General features: G+C 41.3%; 18 protein-coding genes and 1 riboswitch. Of the genes, 8 read left to right on the forward strand and 10 right to left on the reverse strand.

Annotated features, from left to right (window positions below):
• Positions 1–40 precede the first annotated feature (40 nt).
• Both CXF93_RS03350 and CXF93_RS03355 read right to left on the reverse strand, forming a co-directional pair.
• Positions 41–2,473 (reverse strand): cache domain-containing protein, encoded by a 2,433-nt coding sequence (locus CXF93_RS03350; RefSeq protein ID WP_232784090.1) that lies wholly within the window; start codon positions 2,471–2,473, stop codon positions 41–43.
• A 226-nt stretch (positions 2,474–2,699) separates the two neighbouring features.
• Complete coding sequence (locus tag CXF93_RS03355) at positions 2,700–3,965, reverse strand: mechanosensitive ion channel family protein (protein WP_101061025.1); 1,266 nt, start codon at positions 3,963–3,965, stop codon at positions 2,700–2,702.
• A gap of 292 nt (positions 3,966–4,257) precedes the next feature.
• Between CXF93_RS03355 and nhaD the strand changes: the two genes are divergently transcribed.
• Positions 4,258–5,697, forward strand: a complete 1,440-nt coding sequence (gene nhaD, locus CXF93_RS03360) for a sodium:proton antiporter NhaD (protein ID WP_101061027.1) — start codon at positions 4,258–4,260, stop codon at positions 5,695–5,697.
• A gap of 105 nt (positions 5,698–5,802) precedes the next feature.
• Here the strand turns inward: nhaD and CXF93_RS03365 are convergent, their stop codons facing one another.
• On the reverse strand, positions 5,803–7,947 hold the full coding sequence (locus CXF93_RS03365) for an MFS transporter (RefSeq protein WP_101061029.1): 2,145 nt from the start codon (positions 7,945–7,947) through the stop codon (positions 5,803–5,805).
• 172 nt (positions 7,948–8,119) lie between these two features.
• On the opposite strand from CXF93_RS03365, the gene CXF93_RS03370 reads away from it, so the two are divergent.
• Positions 8,120–10,603 (forward strand): DNA polymerase II, encoded by a 2,484-nt coding sequence (locus CXF93_RS03370; RefSeq protein WP_101061031.1) that lies wholly within the window; start codon positions 8,120–8,122, stop codon positions 10,601–10,603.
• Between the two features lie 120 nt (positions 10,604–10,723).
• On the opposite strand, the gene CXF93_RS03375 is transcribed toward CXF93_RS03370, so the two are convergent.
• Positions 10,724–11,350, reverse strand: a complete 627-nt coding sequence (locus CXF93_RS03375) for an arylesterase (protein WP_101061033.1) — start codon at positions 11,348–11,350, stop codon at positions 10,724–10,726.
• Between CXF93_RS03375 and CXF93_RS03380 the strand changes: the two genes are divergently transcribed.
• The 5 genes from CXF93_RS03380 (at position 11,349) to CXF93_RS03400 (ending at position 19,149) form a co-directional block, all read left to right on the forward strand.
• A complete protein-coding gene (locus CXF93_RS03380; RefSeq protein WP_101061035.1) occupies positions 11,349–12,089 on the forward strand; it encodes an ABC transporter ATP-binding protein in 741 nt (246 codons plus the stop codon). The genes CXF93_RS03375 and CXF93_RS03380 overlap by 2 nt on opposite strands.
• The gene (locus CXF93_RS03385; protein WP_101061036.1) at positions 12,086–14,602 is read left to right on the forward strand and encodes an ABC transporter permease; all 2,517 of its coding nucleotides are present in this window, start codon (positions 12,086–12,088) and stop codon (positions 14,600–14,602) included. Before CXF93_RS03380 ends, CXF93_RS03385 begins: the two co-directional genes overlap by 4 nt.
• A gap of 513 nt (positions 14,603–15,115) precedes the next feature.
• Positions 15,116–17,515: an EAL domain-containing protein gene (locus CXF93_RS03390; protein ID WP_232784091.1), complete on the forward strand. Its 2,400-nt coding sequence runs from the start codon at positions 15,116–15,118 to the stop codon at positions 17,513–17,515.
• 78 nt (positions 17,516–17,593) lie between these two features.
• Positions 17,594–18,535 carry a DUF4382 domain-containing protein gene (locus CXF93_RS03395; RefSeq protein ID WP_232784092.1) on the forward strand — a complete coding sequence of 314 codons (942 nt, stop codon included), beginning with the start codon at positions 17,594–17,596 and terminating at the stop codon, positions 18,533–18,535.
• Positions 18,536–18,681: 146 nt separating this feature from the next.
• On the forward strand, positions 18,682–19,149 hold the full coding sequence (locus CXF93_RS03400; protein WP_101061039.1) for a hypothetical protein: 468 nt from the start codon (positions 18,682–18,684) through the stop codon (positions 19,147–19,149).
• A gap of 83 nt (positions 19,150–19,232) precedes the next feature.
• Here CXF93_RS03400 and CXF93_RS03405 read toward each other — a convergent pair whose 3' ends face one another.
• Positions 19,233–20,864 carry a DUF1254 domain-containing protein gene (locus CXF93_RS03405; protein WP_101061040.1) on the reverse strand — a complete coding sequence of 544 codons (1,632 nt, stop codon included), beginning with the start codon at positions 20,862–20,864 and terminating at the stop codon, positions 19,233–19,235.
• A 310-nt stretch (positions 20,865–21,174) separates the two neighbouring features.
• On the reverse strand, positions 21,175–21,828 hold the full coding sequence (gene ribB / locus CXF93_RS03410) for a 3,4-dihydroxy-2-butanone-4-phosphate synthase (protein WP_101061041.1): 654 nt from the start codon (positions 21,826–21,828) through the stop codon (positions 21,175–21,177).
• A 108-nt stretch (positions 21,829–21,936) separates the two neighbouring features.
• A riboswitch (FMN riboswitch) is annotated at positions 21,937–22,160 on the reverse strand.
• A 179-nt stretch (positions 22,161–22,339) separates the two neighbouring features.
• Here ribB and CXF93_RS03415 point away from each other — a divergent pair.
• Positions 22,340–22,600 (forward strand): hypothetical protein, encoded by a 261-nt coding sequence (locus tag CXF93_RS03415; RefSeq protein WP_157824412.1) that lies wholly within the window; start codon positions 22,340–22,342, stop codon positions 22,598–22,600.
• Positions 22,601–22,705: 105 nt separating this feature from the next.
• Here CXF93_RS03415 and yciH read toward each other — a convergent pair whose 3' ends face one another.
• From yciH to nagB, 4 genes are all read right to left on the reverse strand, one after another.
• A complete protein-coding gene (gene yciH, locus CXF93_RS03420) occupies positions 22,706–23,035 on the reverse strand; it encodes a stress response translation initiation inhibitor YciH (protein ID WP_101061043.1) in 330 nt (109 codons plus the stop codon).
• Positions 23,036–23,178: 143 nt separating this feature from the next.
• Positions 23,179–24,402 carry an ROK family protein gene (locus CXF93_RS03425; protein WP_101061044.1) on the reverse strand — a complete coding sequence of 408 codons (1,224 nt, stop codon included), beginning with the start codon at positions 24,400–24,402 and terminating at the stop codon, positions 23,179–23,181.
• Between the two features lie 2 nt (positions 24,403–24,404).
• Positions 24,405–25,541 carry an N-acetylglucosamine-6-phosphate deacetylase gene (gene nagA, locus CXF93_RS03430; protein WP_101061045.1) on the reverse strand — a complete coding sequence of 379 codons (1,137 nt, stop codon included), beginning with the start codon at positions 25,539–25,541 and terminating at the stop codon, positions 24,405–24,407.
• Positions 25,542–25,545: 4 nt separating this feature from the next.
• Positions 25,546–26,355, reverse strand: a complete 810-nt coding sequence (gene nagB / locus CXF93_RS03435) for a glucosamine-6-phosphate deaminase (RefSeq protein ID WP_101061046.1) — start codon at positions 26,353–26,355, stop codon at positions 25,546–25,548.
• Between the last annotated feature and the right edge of the window lie 292 nt (positions 26,356–26,647).

Raw genomic sequence — 26,647 nt, forward strand, 5'->3', positions numbered from 1 at the left:
AATGGTAAGTCTTTAATTACCAGAGCATAGACTTTATTGCCTAACGCGTTATCCTGCTGCTAATCAGCATTGGGATAGCGCGTTTTTTTTGATACGTTGTTATCAGTTGTTTTAATGGCAGTGGACGGTCAAAATAATAGCCTTGAACCAAGTCACAGCTATAATGATGAAGACGAGCATACTGCTCTTTTGTTTCGACGCCTTCGGCAATAACTGTTACGTCACAAAGCTCTCCAAGCGCGATAATGGTTTTGACTAAGGATTCACTTTGATCATTAGTCAGCAATTTATCGATAAATGAACGATCAATTTTTATTTCATTAATCGGTAGGTTACTCAAGTAGCTTAAAGACGAGTACCCGGTACCAAAATCATCAAGTGATAACTTAAAGCCATTGTCCCTGATCGATTGCAGAATCGGCTGTACTTTAGCTAAATCATTAATCAATACATTCTCAGTAATTTCCAACGTCACTAGGTTATTATCAACCGCCATGTCAGTGGTTATCTTAATCAGGTTGCTGACAAAATCGGGTTCCATCAATTGCTTGGGAGAGATGTTAATTGATAGCTGCAGCTGAATATCGCTGTCGCGATTAAAGCGTAAAATATCCGTTAATGATTTTTCAATGACAAAGCGGCCAATTTCATTGATCATATCTACGTCTTCTGCCACTTTAATGAACTCCACTGGCGAGATATGTCCCAACTTGGGATTATACCAGCGGACTAATGCCTCAACCCCGTAAATAAGCCCTGTGGCTACATCAATTTGCGGCTGATACAGCACGTCTAGTTCATTTTTTTCAATCGCTAAATGTAATTCAGACTCCAGTAACAGATCGTGTTTAACCTGAGTATTGATCGCATCATTAAAGAATAAATAATTGCCTTTTTGTTGTGACTTGGATTTATACAAGACAATATCAGCCTTACTAATCAATTGCTCACTCGCATCACCGTCATCTGGATACATTGCCACACCGATACTGCAACTTGAATGAATTGATTTACCATTAATCATAAAGCTTTGTTTGAAGATCGCGCAGATACTTTGTACTTTTTTCTCGGCATCGATTAAACCGTCTAGCTCTGGGAAACAAAAGATAAATTCATCACCACCAAAACGAGCGACGTTATCACCAGGAGACAATAGCTGATTAAATACAGTGCCGAGTGTTGATAGCAACTTATCGCCAACGGAGTGGCCATACAGATCATTTATTTTCTTAAAATCATCGAGATCGACAAACATGATGGCTAATTTTTTATTATTTTTCTTCGACAGAGCAATACCTTGTTCTATCTGAATATCGAGTAACGTGCGGTTTGGTAGTGTCGTTAACGAATCGTGTAGCGCCTGATATTGCAGTTGTTCTTTAATTTGATTTAATTCCGCAAAGTCGGCACTAATTTGGTTTTCGTATAAGGCAAATCGGCGGCCTAAGTAATTCGCTAAAACCAGCGATAAAGCCACAAAAAATAAGGTGACGAGTAAACTCAGCCATAATATATTAGATAACTGCTCATTATGCTGTTGGCCAATGGCTTGTTCGCGCGTGGCGAGGTAATCTTCAATTTCGCTAATATATACCCCAGAGCCGATTGCCCATTCCCAGTCTGGTAAACCCATAATATAACTTATTTTTTCAGCTGGTTTCGAGGTGCTAGGCATCACTGTACTTATATAATGCAGATAGTTTTCACCTTGTTTGGCAACGTCGATAATTTGCTGAACAGTTGCTACACCCTTTTGGTTAAGCACGTTATATCTATTCGTGCCTTCAAGGTCTTTTTGATAATGAGATAAATAATTACCCTGATAATCAATAACGAAAATGTAACCATTGTTACCATAACGTATCTTTGAAATCAGCTGTAATAGACGTTGTTTAATGTCATTTTCGACATCTATAACATATTCACCCGTGCCTATAAACCAGTCGTAGGGGGCAAAACGTTTACCAAAACCAATTTTTTCAAACTCTTGTTGTTTATTTTGGGGTTTAACAAACCACCATCGGTAAAAACTTTCCCCTTTATTTTTAACTAATTGCCCCATATTACGAGCAACGTAATTACCTCTTACATCTTGGAAATCCCACTTCGAGGTGCCTTCGAATGTTGGCATGGTCGGGTGCATGACATTCATACCATTGGTTTTATAAATGAAATAATAACCACGGCCTTGATTAAAGCGGACACTTCTTAATGCATCAGAAATTAATTTGGTGACTTGCGCTTCAGATTTATCTTTATTTTGTTCATAAATACTGGTCGCAATTGCATGAGCTTGATACACACGTGCTTTGATATCTTGCTTTAACAATACTTCGGTATTATTTTTTTCGTAAGTGATTTGCTGAAATATTTGTTTAACTTGGTATTTAACTAACTCTTTTTCTTTTTTTATGAAATCTTGGCGCAGTATCTTTATGTCATCTTGTAGCGCTGCTTGATTATTGCTAATCACAATAATGTTAACTAAGATGGCAAATATAATGACAATGGTAGGGGGGATTATTTTTATCAACCGCAGTATTTTAAGATCATGAGTCATTTGCATTGAATAGCTTACGGTTGATTATCAGTACCTCACAATATAATAAAAACAACCAATAAAAGAAAGGTTTGTTCGGCAATAACATTATAAGCCTACTCTGGTAAAACCAGAGTAGGCTTATATGCATACGTTTGACTTATGCTGATTGCTGACGCTGTAATCCTTGAATATCATTGCCACTGGGCTGTTGAAAAGCCTGTAATCCAAATGCCGGTAATACCGAGAAAATATGGTCGAATATATCGGCTTGTATATCTTCATAAAAAGCCCAGCGGGTTTCATTGGCAAAGATATAAATCTCGATTGGCATACCTTGTGTCGTCGGTGCTAACTGTCTTACCAACAACGTCATGTCTTTACGTACTTTTGGATGTTGTTGCAAATAAGCGAGTAAATATGCCCTAAATGTACCGATATTGGTTAAACCGCGGCTATTTATCGCGTGTTCATTGTCACTAAAAGGCAGGTTAAAAGTATTAATATCAAAACTTTTATCAGCGAGGTAATTTTTTAATAAATACACATGGCTAAGACGCGCGATATCTTCTTGGCTTAAAAAACCAATACTTTGAATGTCGATAAAGGCACTACGCTTGATACGGCGACCCCCTGATTCCGTCATGCTTCGCCAGTTTTTAAAGGCGTCAGATACCAAGGCATAAGCAGGTAGCATGGTAATGGTTTTATCAAAGTTACGCACTTTCACTGTGGTCAGAGTGACTTCTTCAACAGTACCGTCAGCGCCGTATTTATCCATTTGGATCCAATCACCTTTAGTGACCATTTGATTGGTTGCTAGTTGAATTCCGGCAACAAAACCTAAAATAGTATCTCTGAATATCATCATGATGAAACCAGTTGCTACACCTAGACCACTTAAAAAATAAATAGGTGAACGATCAGATAATATGGATACGGTAATAATGGCAGCAACACAGAATAAGAACAGTTTAAGTAATTGATTGAAACTGGTCACCGGAAGTCGCTGTGTAGCTGTATGTTCATCTGCAATCTGGGCAATGGCATTAAGCACCGCATAGATACCGCGTATCAATAATATCACCAGTAGCGCACTGAGAATTCGGCCAACGACTTCGGTGATAAAAGGGGAGAGTACCGTGAATAACGGCAGTAATAAATCGATCACTAATAGCGGCACTAATAAAGCAAACTTCTCTAATACGCCATGAGCAACAAAGGTATCATCCCAAGTGACTTTAGAGCGCACAGACATTATTTTCATGGCTTCGACCACAATACGCTTTACCACCCAATAAGATATGCTCGCTAAACTCAAACAGAGTACGATTAATATTAAATTATAAGTATTTGAATCTGCTTTATTTAATGCATCGCTGTCTGCGAGCCATTGGGAAACGATTAATCTTAATTCTTGATCCAATGTGGGTATCCTTGCTAATGCCGAGTAACGGTAATGAATATTAATAAGTACTAGATGGTAGGCAATAGATAGTTTTTGATCAAGGGCTTATCCGATTCTTCCTGTTAATTGTCATCAGCACGCAGGATTAGTGTCAAAACGTATTTATCGTGAACGATTAATTAAAAATGAATTGATAAAAAACATTAAAGTAGCTATTACCTCACTAAAAAGGATGTTGCCAATAGCGAAAAACAATTTTATAACATACATTGAACAAGTTTTTATCATTTTGAGAGGGAAGGCACATAACATGGCAATGAAGCTTATTTTAATTATTTTGTTTGGATTGGCACCGGCAACGTTCGCGTTTGCATCAGGTGGCGGTGGGGAAATCGTTGACCTCACTACATCCAGAATAGGCTATTTTGCTATCATCATCTTTACCTGCGCATACTTGCTGGTAATGGCGGAAGAGCACTTACATTTACGAAAATCAAAACCTGTGTTGGTGGCTGCAGGTGTGATTTGGGCACTCATCGGTTGGCATTATGCTAACTTGGGCATGTCTGATCTCGCTGAGACTGCATTTAGGCACAACTTGTTAGAGTATGCAGAGCTATTGCTATTCTTACTGGTAGCGATGACTTACATCAATGCGATGGAAGAGCGTCAGTTATTTGATGCATTGCGCAGTTGGATGTTAAGTAAAGGTCTTGATCTTAGAGGCCTATTTTGGTTAACCGGTATTCTCGCATTCTTTATTTCACCAGTTGCCGATAACCTGACTACTGCATTGTTGATGTGTGCTGTGGTGCTTAAGGTTGCAGGTGAAGATAAGAAGTTCATTAATCTTGCCTGTATTAACATTGTGGTTGCCGCGAATGCGGGTGGTGCGTTCAGCCCATTTGGTGATATTACAACCTTAATGGTATGGCAAAAAGGCATGGTCGCGTTTGATGAATTCGCCGCGCTATTCTTACCATCTGTGGTTAACTTTATTGTACCAGCGACGATCATGACCTTCTTCATTCCTAAAAACGCTAAGTTATCTGGCGTACAAGAAGTCGTGCATACCAAACGTGGTGCCAAGCGTATTGTGTTGTTATTCCTACTGACTGTTGCTTCAGCAGTTGCTGCGCACAGTGTACTGCACATGCCGCCAGTACTGGGTATGATGACAGGTTTAGGTTATCTACAATTCTTCGGTTACTTCCTGCGTAAAACATTACCAATCTCGTTAGAGCGTAAACGCGCGAAAGCAGAGTTGGAAAATGACCAGAAAGCTTTGCAGCAGCTTGGTGGCGTTGTTCCCTTTGATGTGTTTAACAAGGTCGCAAAAGCCGAGTGGGATACTTTGTTATTCTTCTACGGCGTGATCATGTGTGTGGGTGGTTTAGGCTTTATGGGTTACCTAAGTCTGGCGTCTGGCATTATGTACGGCACGTGGGATACCACGGTTGCTAACGTTGCAGTCGGTTTCTTGTCAGCGATTGTCGATAATATTCCAGTGATGTTTGCAGTACTAAGCATGGAACCTGATATGTCATTGGGACAATGGTTACTTGTTACCTTAACAGCAGGCGTGGGCGGTAGTTTATTGTCTATCGGTTCAGCAGCTGGTGTTGCGCTAATGGGTCAAGCACGTGGTTTGTATACGTTTGCAGGTCACTTACGTTGGGCACCAGTCATCGCACTGGGTTACATCGCGTCAATTCTTTGCCATCTATGGCTGAATAAAGCATTGTTTTAATCTGTAAGGTTTGAACTTAACACTAACCAAATACACTTGTGTTTGGTTAGTGTTTTTTATTCCACTTTATTCCATTTTAGTCTCAGTCTGTTTAAACGCTAATCCTTAACTATTCTTATCAATCTCATCTGCTTGCGTTTGTACTGCATATTGCAACTGTTCTTCTAGCTCATCATGCTCTGGTTTGTCTTGGATCGATGTACTCAGATCACTATCATTAAACACATCTGAATCTTGTAAGATCTCTACCATGTCAGAGGCTATGTCGGGTACCGAGTCAATCATAGTACTGGCAATATCGGCAGCGTATTCAGGGATGGTTTCAGCAACTTGAGTTACATAGTCATTAACCGCACTTTCAATGTTCGCCGTTGCATCGCCAGGTGTCGCTTGTTCGCTTTCAATTAGATTGCTGACGTAGGCTTCAGCAACCACATTTGATGATTCTGGGTATGCTTCCGATACCGCCAAGGCGAAGTCGGCTGATTGGGTAGGGGATACATCGGTTAAACGGCTATACAGCTCTGTTGCAGTTTGCTCAGTGGCGGCTGCGGTACGATCGACAGGACGCATATCATCTAATGAGTCAGATAGGCTGGTCATGTACTGGTCGGTCATTTCTAGCAGTTCATCTTGGTGATCTTCAACCATATTCTCGGCAGCAAGCTCCATCATATCAATGCCGTTGTCTGGCATTGAATTGGCGATAGCGACAATAATACTGGTAAATTGGTCAGGACGTTCGGTGGTGATCCAGTCAACTAATTCGTCCGCTTGTTCTGGCGAAGCGTTGGTGAGTGCTTCTGCAATATGTATGCTCATCTCGGGTGCGGCAGTGGTGATTGCATGGTACAAGCGGCTGATGTCAATTTCGTCAATGGTACTTAATGCCGCCGCTAAGTTAGAGGCGTTGTTAGGATCGCGCATCGCTAATGATTTGGCCATGTTCACGGCAGCCGCAGGGTTTTTAGCAGCTAAACTAATAGCTACTTCCACTTCAGAGGTTTGTTCGAAAGATGGCTGTGCATACTGCGTTCTAGGATCCAGTTCTGATGCCACACCGGAAGGCGTTTGCATGATAAAGTTTTCTTGTTCATCGCGCGGTAACGCTGTCTGCTTCAGCATATTACCGATAATCAAAGCCAATAAGGTAATGGCGGTTATGCTCGTAAATGAAAATAATGCTGCACTGCCAAACATGTTCATAGCGATAGACGCGAGATTAGGACCGAGAATACTACCCAGCGCATAAATCAGTAGTAGTGAGCCCATGGCAGCTAAAATTTGTTCCCGCAATACCTTATCAAACGTTTCTGACATGCTCATTGGATAGAGGCAAGCGGTTAAGCCCATGACGACAGCTATGACTAATAAGGTAAGGTTAAATTGCGCAGTATTAATTAACTGCGGCACTAATAAAGACAATGCTGCGATGATTAATACCATGGCGATCATGATTTTACGACGGTCAAAGCGGTCAGATAAATAGGCTATTGGATATTGAAAAATAATAGCACCAAAAATAGATGCGCCCATAAAAATGGATAAGCTGAAGCCTTGAATACCGTTATCGCTGGCAAAGATAGGCAGCATATTAACTAAACCCGCGTACAGAAAACCACCGTAAAAACAACAGATAACCCCCAGTGGAGATAGTTTTATGATGGTCATTAAGGACATGGATTGACTGTCTTCAATTTGTGGACCCAGTTGCTTGCTGATCACGATAGGGGTGATAGAAAGGCTAAATAAAATACCTGAGATAATAAATAATGTCACATCGGTGATTGGTGCAACGTTTAACAAGAATTGCCCAGAAAACAGTGCCGACATGATCACCATTTGGTTAATTGATAATACCCGTCCACGGCTTTCTTCTGTGGCGCTGTGACTTAACCAACTATCGAGCGTAGCATTGGCACAGGCCATACAAAACCCGGTTAGCATACGCATTGCTGCAAGCATTAATGGTTCTGGATATAAACCTGAAAGTAAGATCGCGACCGAGGTTAAGCTACCACACATCGCAAATATGCGGATATGACCAACCCGTTGTAATAATTTACGGCTATAAATCGCACCCAGTAAAAAACCCACAGATAGCATAGATAAGATGATACCGATGTTATCGACGCTGATACCGTCATTTTGCATGCGCACAGGCAATAAAATATTACTCAGGCCGTAACCTAGCATGAGTAAAAAGCCACTGACGAGTAGTAAGATAAAAGGTTTAAGGGTTGCGGTCACAAGCGTATTCTCTTCTTTATTAAGTCTAAAATTATTAATTCGTTATTCAGTTAGGCTTTATAACATATTTTAAACAGATGATGATATCCGATTACATGTTTGTGTAAATATTTTCACGCTTCTAAAAATGCTGTACACTTAACCAGTCTTAAACTACTTTTTTTGGTTAATTTTGTCAGCTACATATCTGGGTTTTTTATTATCGCGCCATAGCCGTGATCGTAATGGTAATAATGAATTAAGTTACTGGTTAGCATCTGAAATGGGTGCGGTTAAATTGATCCCGGCAACTCAGCCGCTGGTCATGTTCATTCCTCAAGACCAACTGACTACTGCTTTAGCCTGTTTAAGTGAATTGAATCCACGCTTTAATTATAAAGATCTGCAGCTACGTAGCTTTGATTTAGAGTTGATGAGCGCCTTTTATTTCCAGACTTCACATGACTATCATCGCGCCCAAGAATTATTAAGACGTAAGTTGGTTACGGTATTAGAAGCGGATATTCGCCCGGCTGAACGTTACTTAATGGAGCGTTTTGTTAAAGGGGCTGTGGAGTTCACCGGCACGCCTGTACAACGTAAAGGTTATGTGGAATTTCAGCAAGCTCAACTTAAGCCAGCGGAACTGCCAGACAGCTTAGTAGACAAGATTAAACAGATCTCGCTGGATATCGAATGTTCAGAACACGGCGAGCTTTACTCCATTGGTTTATATTCATTAAGCCCTGCTTATTGTCCTGACGGTAAGTCTTTTAAACGGGTTTACATGATAGGCGAGCAGCTTGATAAAGACCTCGTTCAGGCACAAATAAAAGCGAATGAAAATTTAGCGCAAGATCCTGACGATGAGCCGTTGATCCACTGGGTTGCTGATGAGAAAAGCTTATTACAAGCGCTGCAAGCTTTTGTGATCAGTTACGATCCGGACATCTTTATTGGTTGGAACGTGATTAACTTTGATTTCCGCTTATTAGCGCAACGTGCCACATTCCACAACCTAAAATTGGCACTGGGTCGTGGTGGTCAAAACTTGCATTGGCGTGATGGCCGCACCCCACAACAGCAAGGCTTCTTAACCTTACATGGACGAGTCGTGGTGGATGGTATTGATAGTCTAAAAACCGCTACCTATAACTTCCCGAGTTTTAGTTTAGAAAACGTCGCGCAAGAAATACTCGGTGTTGGTAAAGATACTGACGATGTTGATAACCGCATGGAACAGATTAACCACGATTTCTATTTCAATAAACCTAAATTAGCCAAATACAATCTGCAAGATTGCGTATTAGTGTGGGATATCTTTGTTAAAACTCGATTGTTGGATTTCTTGTTATTACGCTCACAATTAACCGGATTGGAATTAGATCGTAACGGTGGCTCAGTATTGGCGTTTACCAATGTGTACCTGCCTAAGTTACACCGCGCGGGTTATATCGCCCCAAATCTACGTGAGAGCGGGGTAATGGCCAGTCCCGGTGGTTATGTGATGGACTCATTCCCTGGGTTATATGATCATGTCATTGTACTGGATTTTAAAAGTCTGTATCCGTCGATTATTCGCACCTTTAAGATTGATCCGGTTGGTTTATTAGAAGGTGTACAAAACCCAACTGAGGCGATCCCTGGTTTCCGTGGTGGTTTGTTTGATCGAGAGAAGCATTACCTGCCCGATATTATTACCGAACTGTGGTCGCAGCGTGATCAAGCTAAACTGGATAAAGATGCTGCCCGTTCGCAGGCGATTAAGATCTTAATGAACTCGTTTTATGGGGTGTTAGGCTCTGGCGGTTGTCGGTTTTATGATACCCGTTTAGCCTCGTCGATCACCATGCGTGGACAAGAGATCATGCAGACCACGGCAGCTTGGATCGAAGCCAAGGGTTACAAGGTGATCTACGGTGATACCGATTCCACTTTTGTGTTACTTGATGCTGCCAAATTTACTGAGGGCTACAGTGGCTCGCCAGCTAATCGTAGTGTGGAAGCCGACCGTATGGGCGCTGAACTGTCGGCATATATTAACCAACAATGGCAGCAACACCTACGTGAAGACTACGACATTGATTGCTTCTTAGATATTGAATACGAAGTGCATTATCACAAGTTCTTAATGCCCACTATTCGTGGTTTGGATAAAGGTAGTAAAAAGCGTTATGCCGGTTTAGTGGATACCAAAGACGGTGAAAAGCTGATCTTCAAAGGGCTGGAAACCGTGCGCACCGATTGGACTGATCTGGCGAAGATGTTCCAGAAAGAGTTATACCATCGGGTATTTCATAATATCGCGGTCGAAGATTATGTGCTGGAAATAGTCGAAAAAACCTTAGCCGGTGAGTTCAACGACAAGTTGGTTTACCGTAAGCGTTTACGCCAAGAACTCGCGTTATACGTGAAAAACGTGCCGCCACATGTAAAAGCGGCGCGCGCGGCGGATGAGAAGAATCGTCAATTAGGCCAGCCACTGCGTTACCAGCACAAAGCGTGGATCAGCTATGTGCTAACCCTGAATGGTCCTGAAGCAGTCGAGCATCAACATTCAGTATTGGATTTTGAACATTACATTGAAAAACAAATTAAACCAATTGCTGATGGTATCTTACCTTTTATTGGCCTGAGTTTTGATTTGATAACCGATCAACAAATGGGCTTATTTTAACTTTCCTTAAAATAAAGCGTCCTGACAATACTTTACCCGTATTTGTGAAATCCATCCTGACAGTGCCTGCGTAACTGGTTTATCTTGTTCAGTTACGCATTTATTCACGACTATCGACAACTAGTTATGTTCATTATAAATAGTGGCTAACTGCTTTGACATGATATCGACAATCTTAGGTTGAGCTGTACGGTTGGGGTGAATACCGTCATTTTGCATTAGGCTTGGATCTATCGCGATCTGTTCCATGAAGAACGGCAACACGGTAATGTCTTTTTCACTGCCAACTTGGGCAAATACATCGGTAAACATTTTGCTGTAGCGTGGGCCATAATTAGGTGGAATACGAATATTCATCACATACACAGGAATATTCTGCGCGTGTGCTAGATCAACCATTTGGGTTAGATTGCTCTTGATTAACTTCGGGGGAAAGCCACGTAAACCGTCGTTACCACCCAGTTCGATAATCAAGGCATGAATGGATTGCTTAGCCAGAATACCGGGTAACCGCGACAGACCGCCTGCGGTAGTCTCACCACTGATACTGGCATTAATAATGTTATACGGGGCTTTTTGTTTCGATAACTGCTGATTAAGCAGGGTTACCCAGCCTTCATTTTGTGTCATACCATAACTGGCGCTAAGGCTGTCACCCAATAACAAAATTTTATGGTTAGCTGTCGCATGTGCTGCAGGTAACAAGATAACCATCAATAATAATACTTTAAAGGCATTTTTAAACATGAAGCTAAATTCCGACGTTATATTAAAAGTAAGTGCCTTAACTAAATCAGTTAAAACAGATGCTAAAACCTTGGATATCTTACATCCGATGGATTTAACTGTGGTAGCAGGTGATTCATTAGCGATTGTTGGCGCATCTGGCTCTGGTAAGTCTACCCTATTGTCTATTATAGCGGGGTTAGATTTACCTTCGAGTGGTGAAGTTTTTCTAAAAAATAAGCCATTGCACCAATTTAATGAAGAACAGCGCAGTGCCGTTCGCGCGAAACATGTCGGTTTTATTTTTCAGCAGTTTTTGTTAATCAATAGCTTAACGGCGTTGGAAAATATAATGTTACCAGCAGAGTTAGCTGAGATGGACAACCCTGAGCAACTCGCGCGGGAATTATTAGCCAAAGTTGATTTAGCCGATAGAGCCGAGCATTTCCCTTCACAGCTTTCCGGTGGCGAACAACAGCGAGTGGCGATTGCCCGCGCGTTTATCTCTAAACCGGATATTTTATTTGCTGATGAACCTACGGGTAACTTAGACACCAAAACGGGCTCGCACATTGCAGACTTGTTGTTTGAAATTAACAAGCAGCAGGGCACTACTTTGATACTGGTGACACACGATCCTAAATTAGCCGCGCGTTGCCAGCGTCAAGTGACCATGGAGAGTGGCGAGTTAACGGAAACGCATGTTGCGTCTGTCATTGCTGAGCCTTTAGCAAAACAACAGACGAGTGAACAGCGATGAGCTATTGGCATAAACACTCCCTGCGTTTATTGAAACACGAGTTAAAACGCGGTGAGCTAACCATTATTTTGTTGGCCATTGTGCTGGCCGTGTCTGCCGTATTCGCATTGTCGGGTTTTTCGAGCCGAGTTAAACAAGCATTAACTGCCGAAAGCAGTACCTTCATTGCTGCCGATAGGGTGTTGGATACTGGCAGTGTAATAGATCCTGCGGTATTAGCCAAGGCCACCAGTTTAGAGCTAATTCAAGCCCAGCAGATCCAAATGTCATCCATGGTATTTACGGATGAAAAAATGGCGCTATCGGCTTTGTCTGCGGTATCGGATACTTATCCATTGCGTGGTGAGCTATTAGTGAGTCCGTCATTAGATGGTACGCAAGCGGTCGCGTCGAATGCGCCAAAATCAGGTGAAGCTTGGTTAGAGGCAAAAGGGTTAAGGCAACTAGGGATCGCGCTGGGTGATAGCATTGAAGTTGGGGTAATGCGCTTTACAGTCACTGGGATTATCACCCAAATACCGGATGCATCGTTTAGTGTATTTAGTTCTGGTCCCGTGGTGTTTATTAACAGCCAAGACATACACAAGACTGAATTAATTCAACCAGGAAGTCGATTAAGTTATAAATACCTGTTCGCAGGAGAAGGCGATAATATTGCTGCTTTTGAGCAGTGGTTCAAACCACAGTTAAGTGATAACCAACGTTGGTATGATATTAAATCACAGAACTCGCCGTTAGCGAGAGCGCTAAGCAAAGCGGATAAATACTTATCACTGGCCAGTATGCTTGGCATTGTTTTAGCGTCCGTTGCGGTGGCAGTTGCAAGTCGCCGTTATAGCCAACGTCACCAGTCAGTCGTTGCTGTGTTTAAAGCCATGGGTGCATCTAAGCGTTATGTGTCGAAATTGTATTGCCTGCATTGGTCGCTATTAAGTGTATTAAGTATCAGTTTAGGCTTGGTGGTTGGTTATTTGATATTGAACCTCGGCTTGTACGCCATGCGTGATTATCTTGATACCTCGACCACCGGTAACATGGCGTATCCCTTCGTAGTGGCAATTGTTACTGGTATTATTTGTGCCTTTGCATTTGCGATCACGCCTTTACGAGAGTTGGTACAAACTTCACCTATGACGCTGCTACGCGGTCGTGGTAATGGTGCTGAAAACAGCTTTTTCAGCCGATTAATGAATCCGCTACCGTCGGTATTAGCTATTTTTACCTTATTGTATTTATTTAGCCAAGATGCAGTACTCAGTGCGGCGTTATTAATTGGTGGCGTGCTGGTGGCGTTAGTACTGCTGGTTATTGGGCGCTTATTTATGCTTGCCGGGCGATCGGCTGGCAGCAAAGCCGGTAAGTCTTGGCATTTAGCGTTAGCGAATTTAAAACGTCGCGCCAATGAAAATGCAGTGCAATTGATTAGTTTTACCATCGCCATTCAATTACTGCTGATTATCGTGGTAATGAAAAATGGCTTGATTGATGATTGGCAGCAGCAGTTGCCGGATAACAGTGCTAACCGTTTTTTAGTCAATATTACCGCCAACCAAGTTGAGCCAGTGAATAATTTTGTTGATTCGTTAGGCATTGAGTCCAGTGGACTGTTTCCTGTGGTGCGTGGTCGTTTAACCAAAATTAATGATGATCAAGTGACCAAGCGTGTCAGTAAAGAAGAAACTAAATCAGCGGATAATGGCCGCCGTGGTGTTGGCCGCGAGTTAAACATGACTTGGCGTGATGGTTTGCCTTATGAAAACAGCTTAATTGCTGGTAGTTGGTGGCAGCCTGAAGATACCCGTGCGCTGGTATCGGTTGAATCGACCTTAGCAGAAAAGCTGGATGTCGAGATCGGTGACAACTTAACGTTTCAGTTAGGTAGTGAAGAAGTACTGGTGATGGTGAGTAGTATCCGTAAGGTGAACTGGCAAACATTACAGCCTAACTTTTACATGATCTTTAACCAACATGTGCTGGCGGATTTTCCCGCCACTTATATTTCGTCGTTATATGTGCCGGATGACGCGACAGATGCATTGCAAGATTTTCTCACCCAATATCCTACAATCACCTTGATTGATGTAGATGCCATTATCACTCAGTTACGCAGTGTGATAGGGCAAGTGTCTATCGCCATTGAGTTTATTCTGTTGCTGGTGGTGCTAGCTGGGAGCTTAGTATTAGTGGCTCAAGTACAAGCTAGTATGGAAGAGCGTGAACGTGAACTGGCAATTCTAAGGACATTAGGCGCGAGTGGACGCTTACTGCGTAATAGCGTGTTATTTGAATTTGTCGCTTTGGGTGCTCTGGCTGGGCTGATGGCGAGTATGGCCATGGAGCTGGGTGTCTATATTTTACAAAGTCGTATTTTTGAAATGCCAGGTGCATTCCACTTTCAATATTGGTTATTAGGCATAGGCGCAGGTGCGATTTTTGTCGGGTTGATTGGTTTGCTGAGCTGTTGGCGTTTATTGAATATGTCCAGCGTGACGTTAATTAGACGGACTATGTAGTAAACTATATAACAATGTCTAGCTATGAAATAAGTGGTGTTATGAGCGTTATCATTGCACCACATAATGAAATATGATCTTTGCCACAAAACGGAGCTAAATAATCATTATTTCCGAATGAGGGCTATAAAACTAACCAATTGTTGGTAGTGTTTGATTTGTTAATGGATTTAACATTATTTTTAAATACTAGTTAAAAGAGGATTTTATGGCTTTCTATTATTATGCGTTATTGGCTGTTTTTATGATGATGATGCCATGCTTGTTTTTTGTTAACAGTATAGTCAGCTATAGCCGCCATTCAACTAAGCTGGTTAAAAAATAATATTATTAGTATGTTAATACGTATTAATGCATTATAAATGCTTATTAATGTGAGTGACTAATGGTTAAATAAGCTATTGATATTCACATACCTCCTTGCTATCGGTAGACTGTAATCCTTGATGATTATTAATTGATGTTTAACGCTTACTGACATTGCGGTAATGCTTGTTAATCAAAGGGAATACTTTGCTGATAATTCGACCTATGGTTTCTAGATTTATTATTATTTTAACGATTGCATTGATCCCCACATCATTATTGATGTCATATCATACTTGGCATGCTTTCAGTACCGAAAAGCAAAAAATACGTAATGACGCATTTCAATTTGCAGAGAAAGTAATTACTCAGCAACAGAATAAGATTAATTATACCAAATCTATTTTATTTAAATTAGCTCAAGAAAGTGCTCTCCGAGATCCTAAAGACCCGCTCTGCTCTATTTTTGTTGCGCGTGTGCAACGCCTTAATCCACTGTTTACTAATATCGGTGTGCCATTGGCAAATGGTGATCTGCTTTGTAATGCGCTGCCGCTACAGCAAGCGGTGAATGTGGCTGACCGAGCCTATTTTAGCAATACTATTGAAAATGGTACGTTTTCAATGAGCCGATTTCAACATGACAGAGCCAGTGACCTCGCTTCAATGAACTTCTCAGTGCCTGTTTTCGGTGATGATAAGCAAATTATTGCAGCTGCAGTGGCGGTTGTATCGCTTGAATGGTGGAGTGAGCAATTAACCGATGATTTCTTTCCGAAAGATGGCGCCGCTTTTATTGTCGATAGCGATGCGAGTGTTATTGCTTCGCATTATGGTATTACAAGAGCGAAAGAGAGTTTAGCGCTTATCATGACAGAGCCGTTGCCAGCAGCAGAAGAAGGGGTCTATGAAGTCACGTCGGTGGACGATATTCCTTATTTAGTTGCTTATAAACCGATGTTTTCTGCGCAAGGCACAGCGAATGCTTCGGTGCTCATCGTACTGCCGTTAAACAGTGCTTATGCCAATGCTTATAAGAAGTTAGAGCAGAGTATATTAACCTTATTGTTCAGTTTCGTCACATTAAGCACAGCGTTATTCTGGGGTTTACGCATTAAAATTATTACGCCAATTTATCAGTTACTGGATAATGCCAAAGATTTTGTCTCAGAACATCTTGAAGATGATAATGCAGTAAGAAAGACAACGTTGAACACTCATCAATCTCGATATGAGAATGAGCTATCAGATTTATCTGATCATTTTAATTTGGTTATTACAGAGCAAAAGAAACAACGTAAAGCGCTAAAAGATTTGGTTTACCTTGATCAATTGACACAATTACCCAATCGTTATGCGTTATTAAATAGCATTGAAAACCGCTTTCCCGAGCAGCATGCGCCCTTTGCATTAGTGCTGATTGATATTGATAATTTTGGTATGTTAAATGACCGATTTGGTCATGATATCGGGGATGCGTTATTAATCGAAATAGCCAATAGGTTAACGGTATTATGCCGAGAACATGAAGAAGTCAGCCGTTGGTGTGGTGATGAGTTTGTGTTGATTTTACCTTATAGCAAGCGTGAGTTATTAGAACATAGAATCAATTACATTTTAGACACAATTTGTAAGCCCATTCAAATTGGTGCTATCACCCATGCCTGTCAGGCGCGTTGCGGTGTGGTCATTAGCCAAGAATGCAAGATTAAAGATGCAGGTAAACTGATGCATTTTGCTGACCTTGCTGTCGAAAAAACCGGTGATAATAAAACTTATCAGATTAATTATTTCAAGCCTGAAATGGAAACGGCAGGGCATGAACAGTTTGAATTGGAAGTTGAACTGCGTCAGGCACTCCCTCGTGATGAATTACGTTTACATTACCAGCCTATTATTAATTTAAAAACCGGTAAGTATCGCTTAGCCGAAGCACTTGTACGTTGGCAGCATCCAACACTAGGGTTAGTACAACCATTACAGTTTATTGAGTTAGCGGAGAAAACAGGTCTCATTATTAATATTGGTCGTTGGGTTGTATGTGAAGCGATCCGTCAATTAGCACAATGGGATGCTGACGAAAATATTGATATAAACGAAATCGCAGTAAATTTATCCCCGATACAATTACAAGATGTTGACCTTATTATCATTATCGAAGATACATTAACAAAATATGGCGTTAACCCTGAACAACTTACCCTAGAGATCACTGAATCTGTATTACTTGATGGTGGTGATACTGCGCTTGATAAAATTGCTCAATTTAGAGCGATGGGCATTAAAATTGCGTTGGATGACTTCGGTACTGGTTATTCAAGTTTAAGCTACTTATCGCGTATCACGTTAGACAAAATTAAAATTGACCGCTCATTCGTGAGTGAAATTGGTCATGCTCGCGATGATATTCTAATTGAAACAATTATGACCATGTCCCACAGCATGAATTTAGATGTGGTTGCAGAAGGTATTGAAATCCCATCTCAATTGGCATTCTTGCAACAACATAATTGTGAATATGGCCAAGGTTATTACTTTAGTAAACCGTTAGAAGCAAGCGCAATGACGACCTTTTTTGAGAAAAGTAAGACTGTGAGTTTATGTTGAAGTATTATTCCGGCTAAGTGATATATGTCACATCAATGGCTATAGTTGATGTATATTTCTTTATTAACGGGTAATGTTTTGAAATTTATTAAATCTTGTTTGCTTGTTGTATCATCTTCATTGTTGGTTGCTGCTTGCGGTGGTGATAATGATGATACTTCGTATTCCAATGTCTCCTTTTCTGTTTCCGATGCCCCTGTTGAAGGGCTATCAGCCGTGGTAATTGCTTTTGATCAGCTTGAGTTTATTCATGCAGACGGCGAACGTACTTTTCATGACATCGATGGCTATGAACAAATCAATTTATTAGACTATCCAGGCACTCAATCGGCATTGATAATTAGTGATATCGCATTACGTACCGGTGAATATAAAAATTTAATCATTCATATCAAGCCTGAACAAGCGCTTAATTATGTTATAAAAATAGCAGCGCCTGGTGTAGAAGAAGATTTAAAACAACCCAGTAATGAATTAAAACTAGGTGGTTTTACCGTTATTGATGAAGCCGTGCAGGCATTTACCATTGAGTTTGATTTACGTAAATCTCTAGTAATGCGTGGTAATAACGTCAATAACAAGGGCTATATTTTAAAACCACATGGTGTAACGATTGTTGATACCGATAAGGCTGCTTCGCTGAGCGGTAATGTGGAAGCGAGCTTACTTGAAGCTGAAGATTGTGACGCTGCAACAGGCAATTTTGTGTATTTATACCAAGGTCAGGGATTGTTGATTGATTCTCTAGCTGATAACTTTGATATTGAGTTCATTGATCCATTACCAGACCCTAGTTTGACTGCTCCTTATGCATCTACATCTGTTGATTTAGTTACCGGTGATTATGCTTTCGGGTACCTACCATCTGGATATTATACCGTAGCGTTTAGCTGCAGTGCGGTCGGCGATGACCCGGTGAAATTTGATGGTTTAATCATCCCTGATCCTGCTGAGCAATTCAAAGAGCTGATATTACCGGACTCACAAGAACTCATTTTTGACTTTAAACAAGCAATATGAACCCAAGGTGAATTGATAAATAATGAGGTTATTGTTGTGATCTTTATTAAATTTTAATGATTTTTTATAAATAAAATCGGATTTTATGTTTTATATTATTGTCATAAACCGAGATATTTATATCGGAATTTAATAGGGGAATCATAATGAATAGCAAAGTAATTAAATATGGTCTTATACTCGCCGCTTTGGTTAATATTGGCGGTGTGCTGACATTCTCACAATTATTTAGTAATACCGCCATTAATGAGGCTGACCCGGTTGTCATGTCTAACTTTGGTTTGGTGATGATTATCGTATGGGGACTGGCTTACTTTGCTGCCGCTCTGACGAAAGGTAGTATCCGTTTATTAGTTTCTGTTTTTGCGATTGAGAAAATGGTGTATGTGTGTGCATGGGTTTATTGGTTAGCAACAAATAGCTTATTTACCTTGTATGAGACAGACTTGTTTGCCGGTATCTTCTATACCATTTACGGTTTAAATGATTTGTTGTTTATGGTGTTCTTTATCAAAGTCGCCATGTATAAAGGTGAGCCTGTTAATACTTACAAAGCAAAGCGCGGTGAAGCTGAATCAGCAACGGATAATACAATTCCTGCCGCATCTAAATAGTACGAAAAAGGCAGCCTCTGTTATTGTGAGAGGCTGCCTTTGCTTTATATTGACTGATTTACAGGGTCTGTTTAATTACTGCGTTACTTTATCAATTCAAAGTCACTTGGCTGCCAAGTTTTATCGAACCAAGGTTGCAGCGGGCCGTATAAACGTAACATAGCAAACCAAGCTTTACCGGGTGTGGTTTCGGTCCAGTTTACCTCTAAACCTTTTGGTGTATCAGGTCCAAAGTACAAGGTGACTGAGCCGTCTTTATTATAGATAAGTTCATCACGTTTATTGTTCTTACTTGGGAAAAACGAGCCATTCGGAACTTGTAGTTCTGAGCGCGTTTGTGGATCGTAAGCAACCATGGACCAGAAGTCTTTAGCTGGTGCATCAGCCGGTAAGGTAACTTTATAATTCTTTTCACCATAAAGAATGTCGCCATTGTTATCGCCTGTTGTCATGGCGTAATTAGACCCAACCCCCGGTATTTGCAATGCCATTGCTGGTGTATTTACAGTTGCAATGTAGAAAAAAAGCGTTCGTGCATCCATGTTTCTTCCGCCATTTCCGTCATCCTTTAACCAACGGTAATCTCGTCCAATAAAGCCTGTAAACCACTGTTTTCCTTCAAACAGATAAGCACTCTTATCTCGAGACTTAAAGGCGATACCACGCGCCGTTGCATTACCAACTGCTACCGCATCTTTTAAAATTGCCTTCATGCGTGCATCGGGCTCGAAAGGTTTGCCTTTCTGAATACCAATAGCAGCAGCCTGGCCACGAAGTTCTGGGTCGATGAATGCTACTGGCTCTTTTTGGATCACATGCCAAAGCTCCTCATAAAACTTATAATCATTAGCGTGAACGGTATTAAAATACTTACCCGAGCCATTAATAAACTTCATTTGTTTGGGACTCTTAGCGTCAGCAAGCGGATAGATTTTGAGACCTGTACGCCACATGTTCGCAGCATGATCAGGCTTTCCATCTTTCAAGAAACCGCGCAAAATAAGCCAGTTATTATAACTTGTTGATTGTGCAATCCACACTTTCTGTTGTGTATCGCCAATCATGATACTTGCTCTAGTGTCCTTATTTCTGTCCTGCATGGCATTAAGGGTTGGCTTTAGCTCTCCCTCATAATCTGGCGGCAAAATAACATACGTGCCACCTTTCTGTGCATCAGGTCCTGGTGCGCCCATATCGACTACAAAGCGGAAAAAGGCATCATTCAGCGTTCCTGGTCCTGCTCCAGCAGGTATCTCAACCACAGTAACCCCGTCTTTTTCAAGGTCGAGCATAGCACCAGCGTAAACAGTGTCTGTGTTACCGGTTAAAAATAATGGATTAGAATCCATTAGGTTATCGAATACTAAGACTTCATTTGAGTCATCGGCACCCATAGATTTAAAGCCTAAACGGATCCCTTCGATTGATGTTGCGGGAATAAAATTAAGAAATACATCGACACCACGAATGAAATCTAAATTATCATACACCTTGTCGAGAGTCGCTTGAGTTGGGATCCCATCATAAAAATTAAGCTCGCCAATACGAGTTTCAACCTTATTTGGGGTCATTATCTCTTCAGGGATTTTATGATTAAACCCTAGTGTTACAGTACCTTCAGGAGCGGGGGAAGCAAAAGTAGTACCTGTAAAGACTGATATAATGCAACTGCTAAGAAGTGCGAATTTGATAAGTTGTGTTGGTTTTTTCTTCATCAACGGTGTCCTTTAGTCATGGTGAAAAATCATTAGAGGAGCGAATTTTTTTGTCGATTTTTATATCAATGGCTGTGGTGTTAGCGTATATCCGAAGTAAGGAAAGGTGATTTATGGCGGGCGTTTTAACCTATACAATTGAGAACGCTATTTTGACGCTCTCAATTGTAGTTATTCTCTAACTCGTAAGCGATTGAACACAAACAGCAATACTCTAAGTATAAGGTAAACTTCTCGAGTCGGCCGCTACTGTGTCACATTTATCGCAAGAATGTTTCTATAGCACTGATGTTTTAATACACCTATGTGGTTAACCGACTTGCTCTAATAGTGCATTACGATAAGTCACAATATCTTCAATGGTTAATACCGGTAAGTTATGCTTTTCACCAAACGTAATGATTTCAGGTAAACGCGCCATAGTACCGTCGGGATTGGTGACCTCACATAATACTCCTGCTGGTTTTAGTCCGGCTAGCTTCATTAAATCAATGGTGCCTTCGGTATGTCCTCGACGTGTTAATACACCGCCCGGTTGTGCGCGTAGTGGGTAAACATGGCCTGGACGGGCAAGGTCGCTTGGCATGGCGTTATCTGCAATCGCAGCTTTAATCGTCGTCACACGGTCCGCTGCTGATACACCCGTTGTCACACCAACAGCAGCTTCGATACTGACGGTAAATGCAGTGCCATACTGACTTGAGTTATTCTCAACCATAGGCGCAAGTTCTAAATGTTTAACACGCTCATCAGGTAGACAAACACAAACAATACCACTGCCTTCACGGATCAATAGTGCCATTTGCTCATTGGTAAGCGACTCTGCCGCATACACCATATCGCCTTCATTTTCGCGGTCTTCATCATCAACAACTAAAACCCCTTTGCCTAAACGTAATGCCGTTAATGCTGTTTCAACACGTGTGATTGCGTCGCCAAAAGGGGAAAGTAAAGACTGATTCATGGTTTTAATCCTTAATATACAACTATAAAAATATTGGGTTCCAGAATCAGGGCGTGCAGAATTAGAGGTACGTTATTCGCCATCTACCAAGGTAGACGTTAACGCATCTTATATTCTCTCTCATCCGGACTTAGCCATATCTTATGATATGAACATTACCGTCGGCTCTGGACTAGGCTATGTGGCATAGCGTTCACCAGATCTGCTGACCCTAAGTGATGACTTTATAAAAAAGACGACTGAGGCGCTCGCGGGCTGAAATAGGTTACGAATAAATCGTAGGCCTGATTATTACCGCCGGTGGGGAATTACACCCCGCCCTGAGAATTATATCGTACAGCGGATTATATGATCACTGCCGACAGGGTTATGTTGCCTTGATTTGATAAAAATGACAAGTGTTTAGAGAGGTATGTAACTCGGCGTTAAGGTGACGCCAATCACTCTAGGAGCTATAGTTAATTTATAATTAATGTATCGCAGAAAATATTAGTAAAAATATGAGGTGTGAATGATGAAAACCGTGACAAAAATTTGGATGATGCTCATCGTTATATCAGGTGTGTTGAGCGCTTGTAGTAGTGATCCACAGGGAACGGATGGTTATTTTGAGGAGCCAATAGACAATAACGATACGCCTTATATATACCCTCATCCGCTGGGGAACTCGAATACCTATTTAGAGATGCGAGAGGATACTGAGGAATATGTAGAAAGCTACAGTGCGTTTAATTACCCCTATGGTAATTCTGCTACCCACCTTGATGACTAACTTACTGCAATAATAACTTATCAATGTGCTTTGTGTTATTGCTGCCGCACATTGATAAGGGGTGTTGTAACACTATTTATAAAACTATTTATAAAATGAGGAGAACTAACCGCCAGCGAGTTTAACGGTATAACCTTTTTTCTCTAAAAATTCTTTCGCCATCTCACGTTGGTCGCCTTGGATCTCGATGATGAAGTCTTTAACGCTACCACCCACACCACTTTTCTTTTTTAATTCTTTAGCCAGTGCTTTTAATTCTTTTTCGGGTAAGTCGATACCGCTAATTGTCGTCGCGCCTTTACCTTTACGGCCTTTAGTTTCACGGCGAATACGCACAATACCGTCACCTTCTGGTGCCGCTTCAATTTGTTTTTCTTCTTTAATACGGCCAGTTTCAGTCGAGAAAACCATGCGGATATTGTCATCAAAATGCATATTAGTACTCATTAACAGTCAATAAAGGGATTGTTCAGCAAGGCTGAATACAGCGGATTATACCAAATAAAAGCAACAATGATAACTAAGATGGAGAAGAGGAACCCAAACGAGCTGACGGCGCTTGGGTCTGTATCGGCTAACTAAGCGTCATGCTCATTAATGATATAGCTCAGCAGGCCACCTTCTAATAATGATTTACGTACTAACGCGACACCCGCCATTGATGGTTCATTTTGAAACTCGGCTTCACTGATGATCAGGTTTGGTACAAAACTGCCTAAAGCGTGTTGTTGCACACTGTGTTCAATCATCGGGAAAATTAAATTCTTAGCGGCTACGATCTCGCCTTTGATCAACACTTTTTGAGGATTAAATAAGTTAACAATAATGGCGATTGCTTGACCGAGTAACTTACTCACTCGTTGCAATACCTGTACGGCTAATTCATCGCCACTATTCGCGGCATTACAAATGGCTTCGATAGTTAAGGCTTCGAGTGTCAGCGATGTTTCGTGGCCTTGTTTAATCAACCCTGTGACCTGTTTCAGAATCGCTTCATTAGAGGCGATGGTTTCTAAGCAACCATGACTGCCACAGTGACAAGGTAAGCCGAGCGGATCAATACGGATATGACCGATTTCACCGACTTGGTTATTGTAGTTAGTAAAAATTTTACCGTTATTAATAATGCCAGAACCGACACCGTCATGCACCGACAGTAATACACTGTCTTCGCAGTCTTGCGCGGCACCAAAATATAGCTCCGCCAATGATAACGACTGAGTATGGTTGGCAATAAAAGCGGGCACATTAAACGCTTTAGTGAGCATTTTTCCGAGTGGAATATCTTTTAAATTGTGTTTTGGTAGATACACTATGGTACCTGATTCACGGTCGATCAAGCCGGGAGAGGTCACCGCAATGGCGATCAGACTTTGTGTGTCAGGTTTAAGGTTTACGTTAATGAAATCGGCTATTTGCGCTAATAAAAACGGTATCACATCGTTGTTAGGGGCAGTATTTAAAGCAACGTTATAATCAACCAGCTTCGTTCCTGCAATATCATGCAAGGCGATAGTTAAATTATTACGACCGAGTTTACAGCTAAGAAAGACAAATGGTTCGGTCTCACAAGTTAGCGATATGGCTGGTCGACCACCAGTTGAGGCTTGTTGTGCAACTTCTTTAATCAACCCCGCCGCCATTAATTGACGTGTCATCTTAGTAATACTTGCAGGCGCTAGCTCGCTAAGTTTTGCTAAATCAACGCGTGAAATTTGCTTCTGTTCATCGATAAGGCGATAAACAGAAGCCGTATTGACTTGTTTAATAAATTCAATATTGGCGACTGGGCTATGTTTCATAATTAGAAGCTTTTCACTTGTCCGTTGACGATCGTTTTGATAACAGTGAAGTCCGCATCAAAGGCTGTTAAATTCGCAACTTTGCCTTTAGCAATGCTACCAAGTTTATCGTCCACACCAATTGCTTTTGCAGGGTATAGATTTGCCATGCGCAGTGTTTCGTCTAGCGGTAAGCCAACGTGTTTCACTGTATTTTCAACTGCTTCGATCATAGTTAATGCTGAGCCGCCTAGTGTACCATCGGCACCAACACATTTACCATCACGATAGAACACTTCTGTGCCTACGAAGTCAAAAGACTCGATGTTAGCACCGGCTGGCGCGACAGCATCAGTCACTAAGACTAATTTTTCGCCCATCAGCTTGTGGCTCATACGTACATTGGCGTAATCGACATGGTGACCATCAACAATAATACCGGCGTAAACGTCGTTATGATCGTAAATCGCGCCAACTACACCAGGGTCGCGACCGGTAATCGAAGTCATCGCGTTAAATAGGTGAGTCGCAAAACGAGCGCCAGCATCAAAACCTTGCATGCATTCGGTATAAGTTGCATTAGTGTGGCCAACGGATACCAATACGTCTGCTGCGGTTAATTGGGCAATATGTGCCGCGTCAGTATGTTCAGGTGCTAAAGTTACTTTACAAATTACGGCACTGTTGGCACAGATATGGTCGATCATCGCCTGCTCACTACGACGAATCAGGTCAATGCTATGAATGCCTTTTTTCGCAGTAGACAGGTAAGGACCTTCTAAATGTAAACCCAATGCTTGGTTACTGTGCTTGTCTAAATAAGCCGCCATGGTATCGATAGCTGACTTCATTGCATCATCGGTCGCGGTGATCAATGTTGGTAAGTAACTAGTGCAACCAAAGCGTTCATTGGTTTTTTGCATGATTTCAAGGGTGTTAATACTAATATCAGTATTAAATAATACCCCACCACAACCATTCAGTTGTAAATCAATAAAACCAGCCGTTAAGTTTGCGCCTGCAAGATCAATCTTGGTGATCTCAGTAGGGCAGTCAGCAACAGGCACTAGGTCATGAATGAATTCACCATCGACAATTACACAGTGCTCAGTTAACACTCTGTCGTTTGTGTAGATAGTACAATTAGTGAGAGCATACATAGACTTACTCCGCGATAAAGCTTTGAATGTTCTGCGCTTCTAGCTGTTTGAAGTAGCGTACAGTTTTAACTTTTAATTCCATCGTTGCTGGTTCGTCGCAAGCAATGATTGATTTGGCGTGTAGTTGTAGTGCAGAGATAGTCCAAAGGTGGTTTACGCTGCCTTCAACTGCCGCTTCAAGGGCTAATGCCTTGTTGTGGCCTGTGATCAGTACTAAAATTTCTTTTGAATCTAATAGTGTCCCAACACCAACAGTCAGTGCTAGTTTTGGCACTTGGTTAATGTCGTTGTCGAAGAAGCGTGAGTTAACGATACGCGTATCTTCTGTTAGTGTTTTAATTCGTGTGCGTGAAGCCAGAGATGATGCTGGTTCGTTAAATGCGATATGACCATCAACACCGACGCCACCCATAAAGAGGCTGATTTGACCGTAGCTTTTGATTTTATCTTCATAACGCTGACATTCAGCTTCTAAATCTTCAGCTTGACCATTTAGTAGGTTGATGTTGTCTGCTTGAATATCGATGTGATTGAAAAAGTTACTGTGCATAAATGTGTAGTAGCTTTCTGGGTGATGCTTGTCGATGCCAACATATTCGTCCATATTAAACGTAACTACGTGCTTGAAGCTAACGTCACCAGCTTGGTGTAATTTGACTAACTCTTTATATGTAGTAAGTGGAGTACCGCCAGTTGGTAGGCCTAAAACAAACGGCTTATCTGCAGTCGGATTAAACGCGTTAATTTTATTAACGATGTAAGCTGCGCTCCAGCGACCGACTTGAGCTGGGGTATTCAAAGGAATTAATCTCATGCGATACTCTCTATAGTTTTTTAATGATAATTGATACTTTTTTTTAATTGTAAATTAAGTTTTAGGATCCAGCCATCAAAACTTGTCTTTTTATGCTCAAATGGTTGAATCAGATCACAATGCAGGGAATTAAAGGCGAATTTGGTTTGTCATTAGTGCCTTCTTACTTTACATTACGAAATAAGTTATGAAGTAAGTACGAAGTCTGTTCTTGTAATGGTATTGCTACAGTTTCATAACAAGAACAAAACATTTAATTGGATTTTAAACTTAAGATAAGGATGATGGCTGT

Source organism: Moritella sp. Urea-trap-13, assembly GCF_002836355.1.
In the GTDB taxonomy this organism is placed as follows: Bacteria; Pseudomonadota; Gammaproteobacteria; order Enterobacterales; family Moritellaceae; genus Moritella.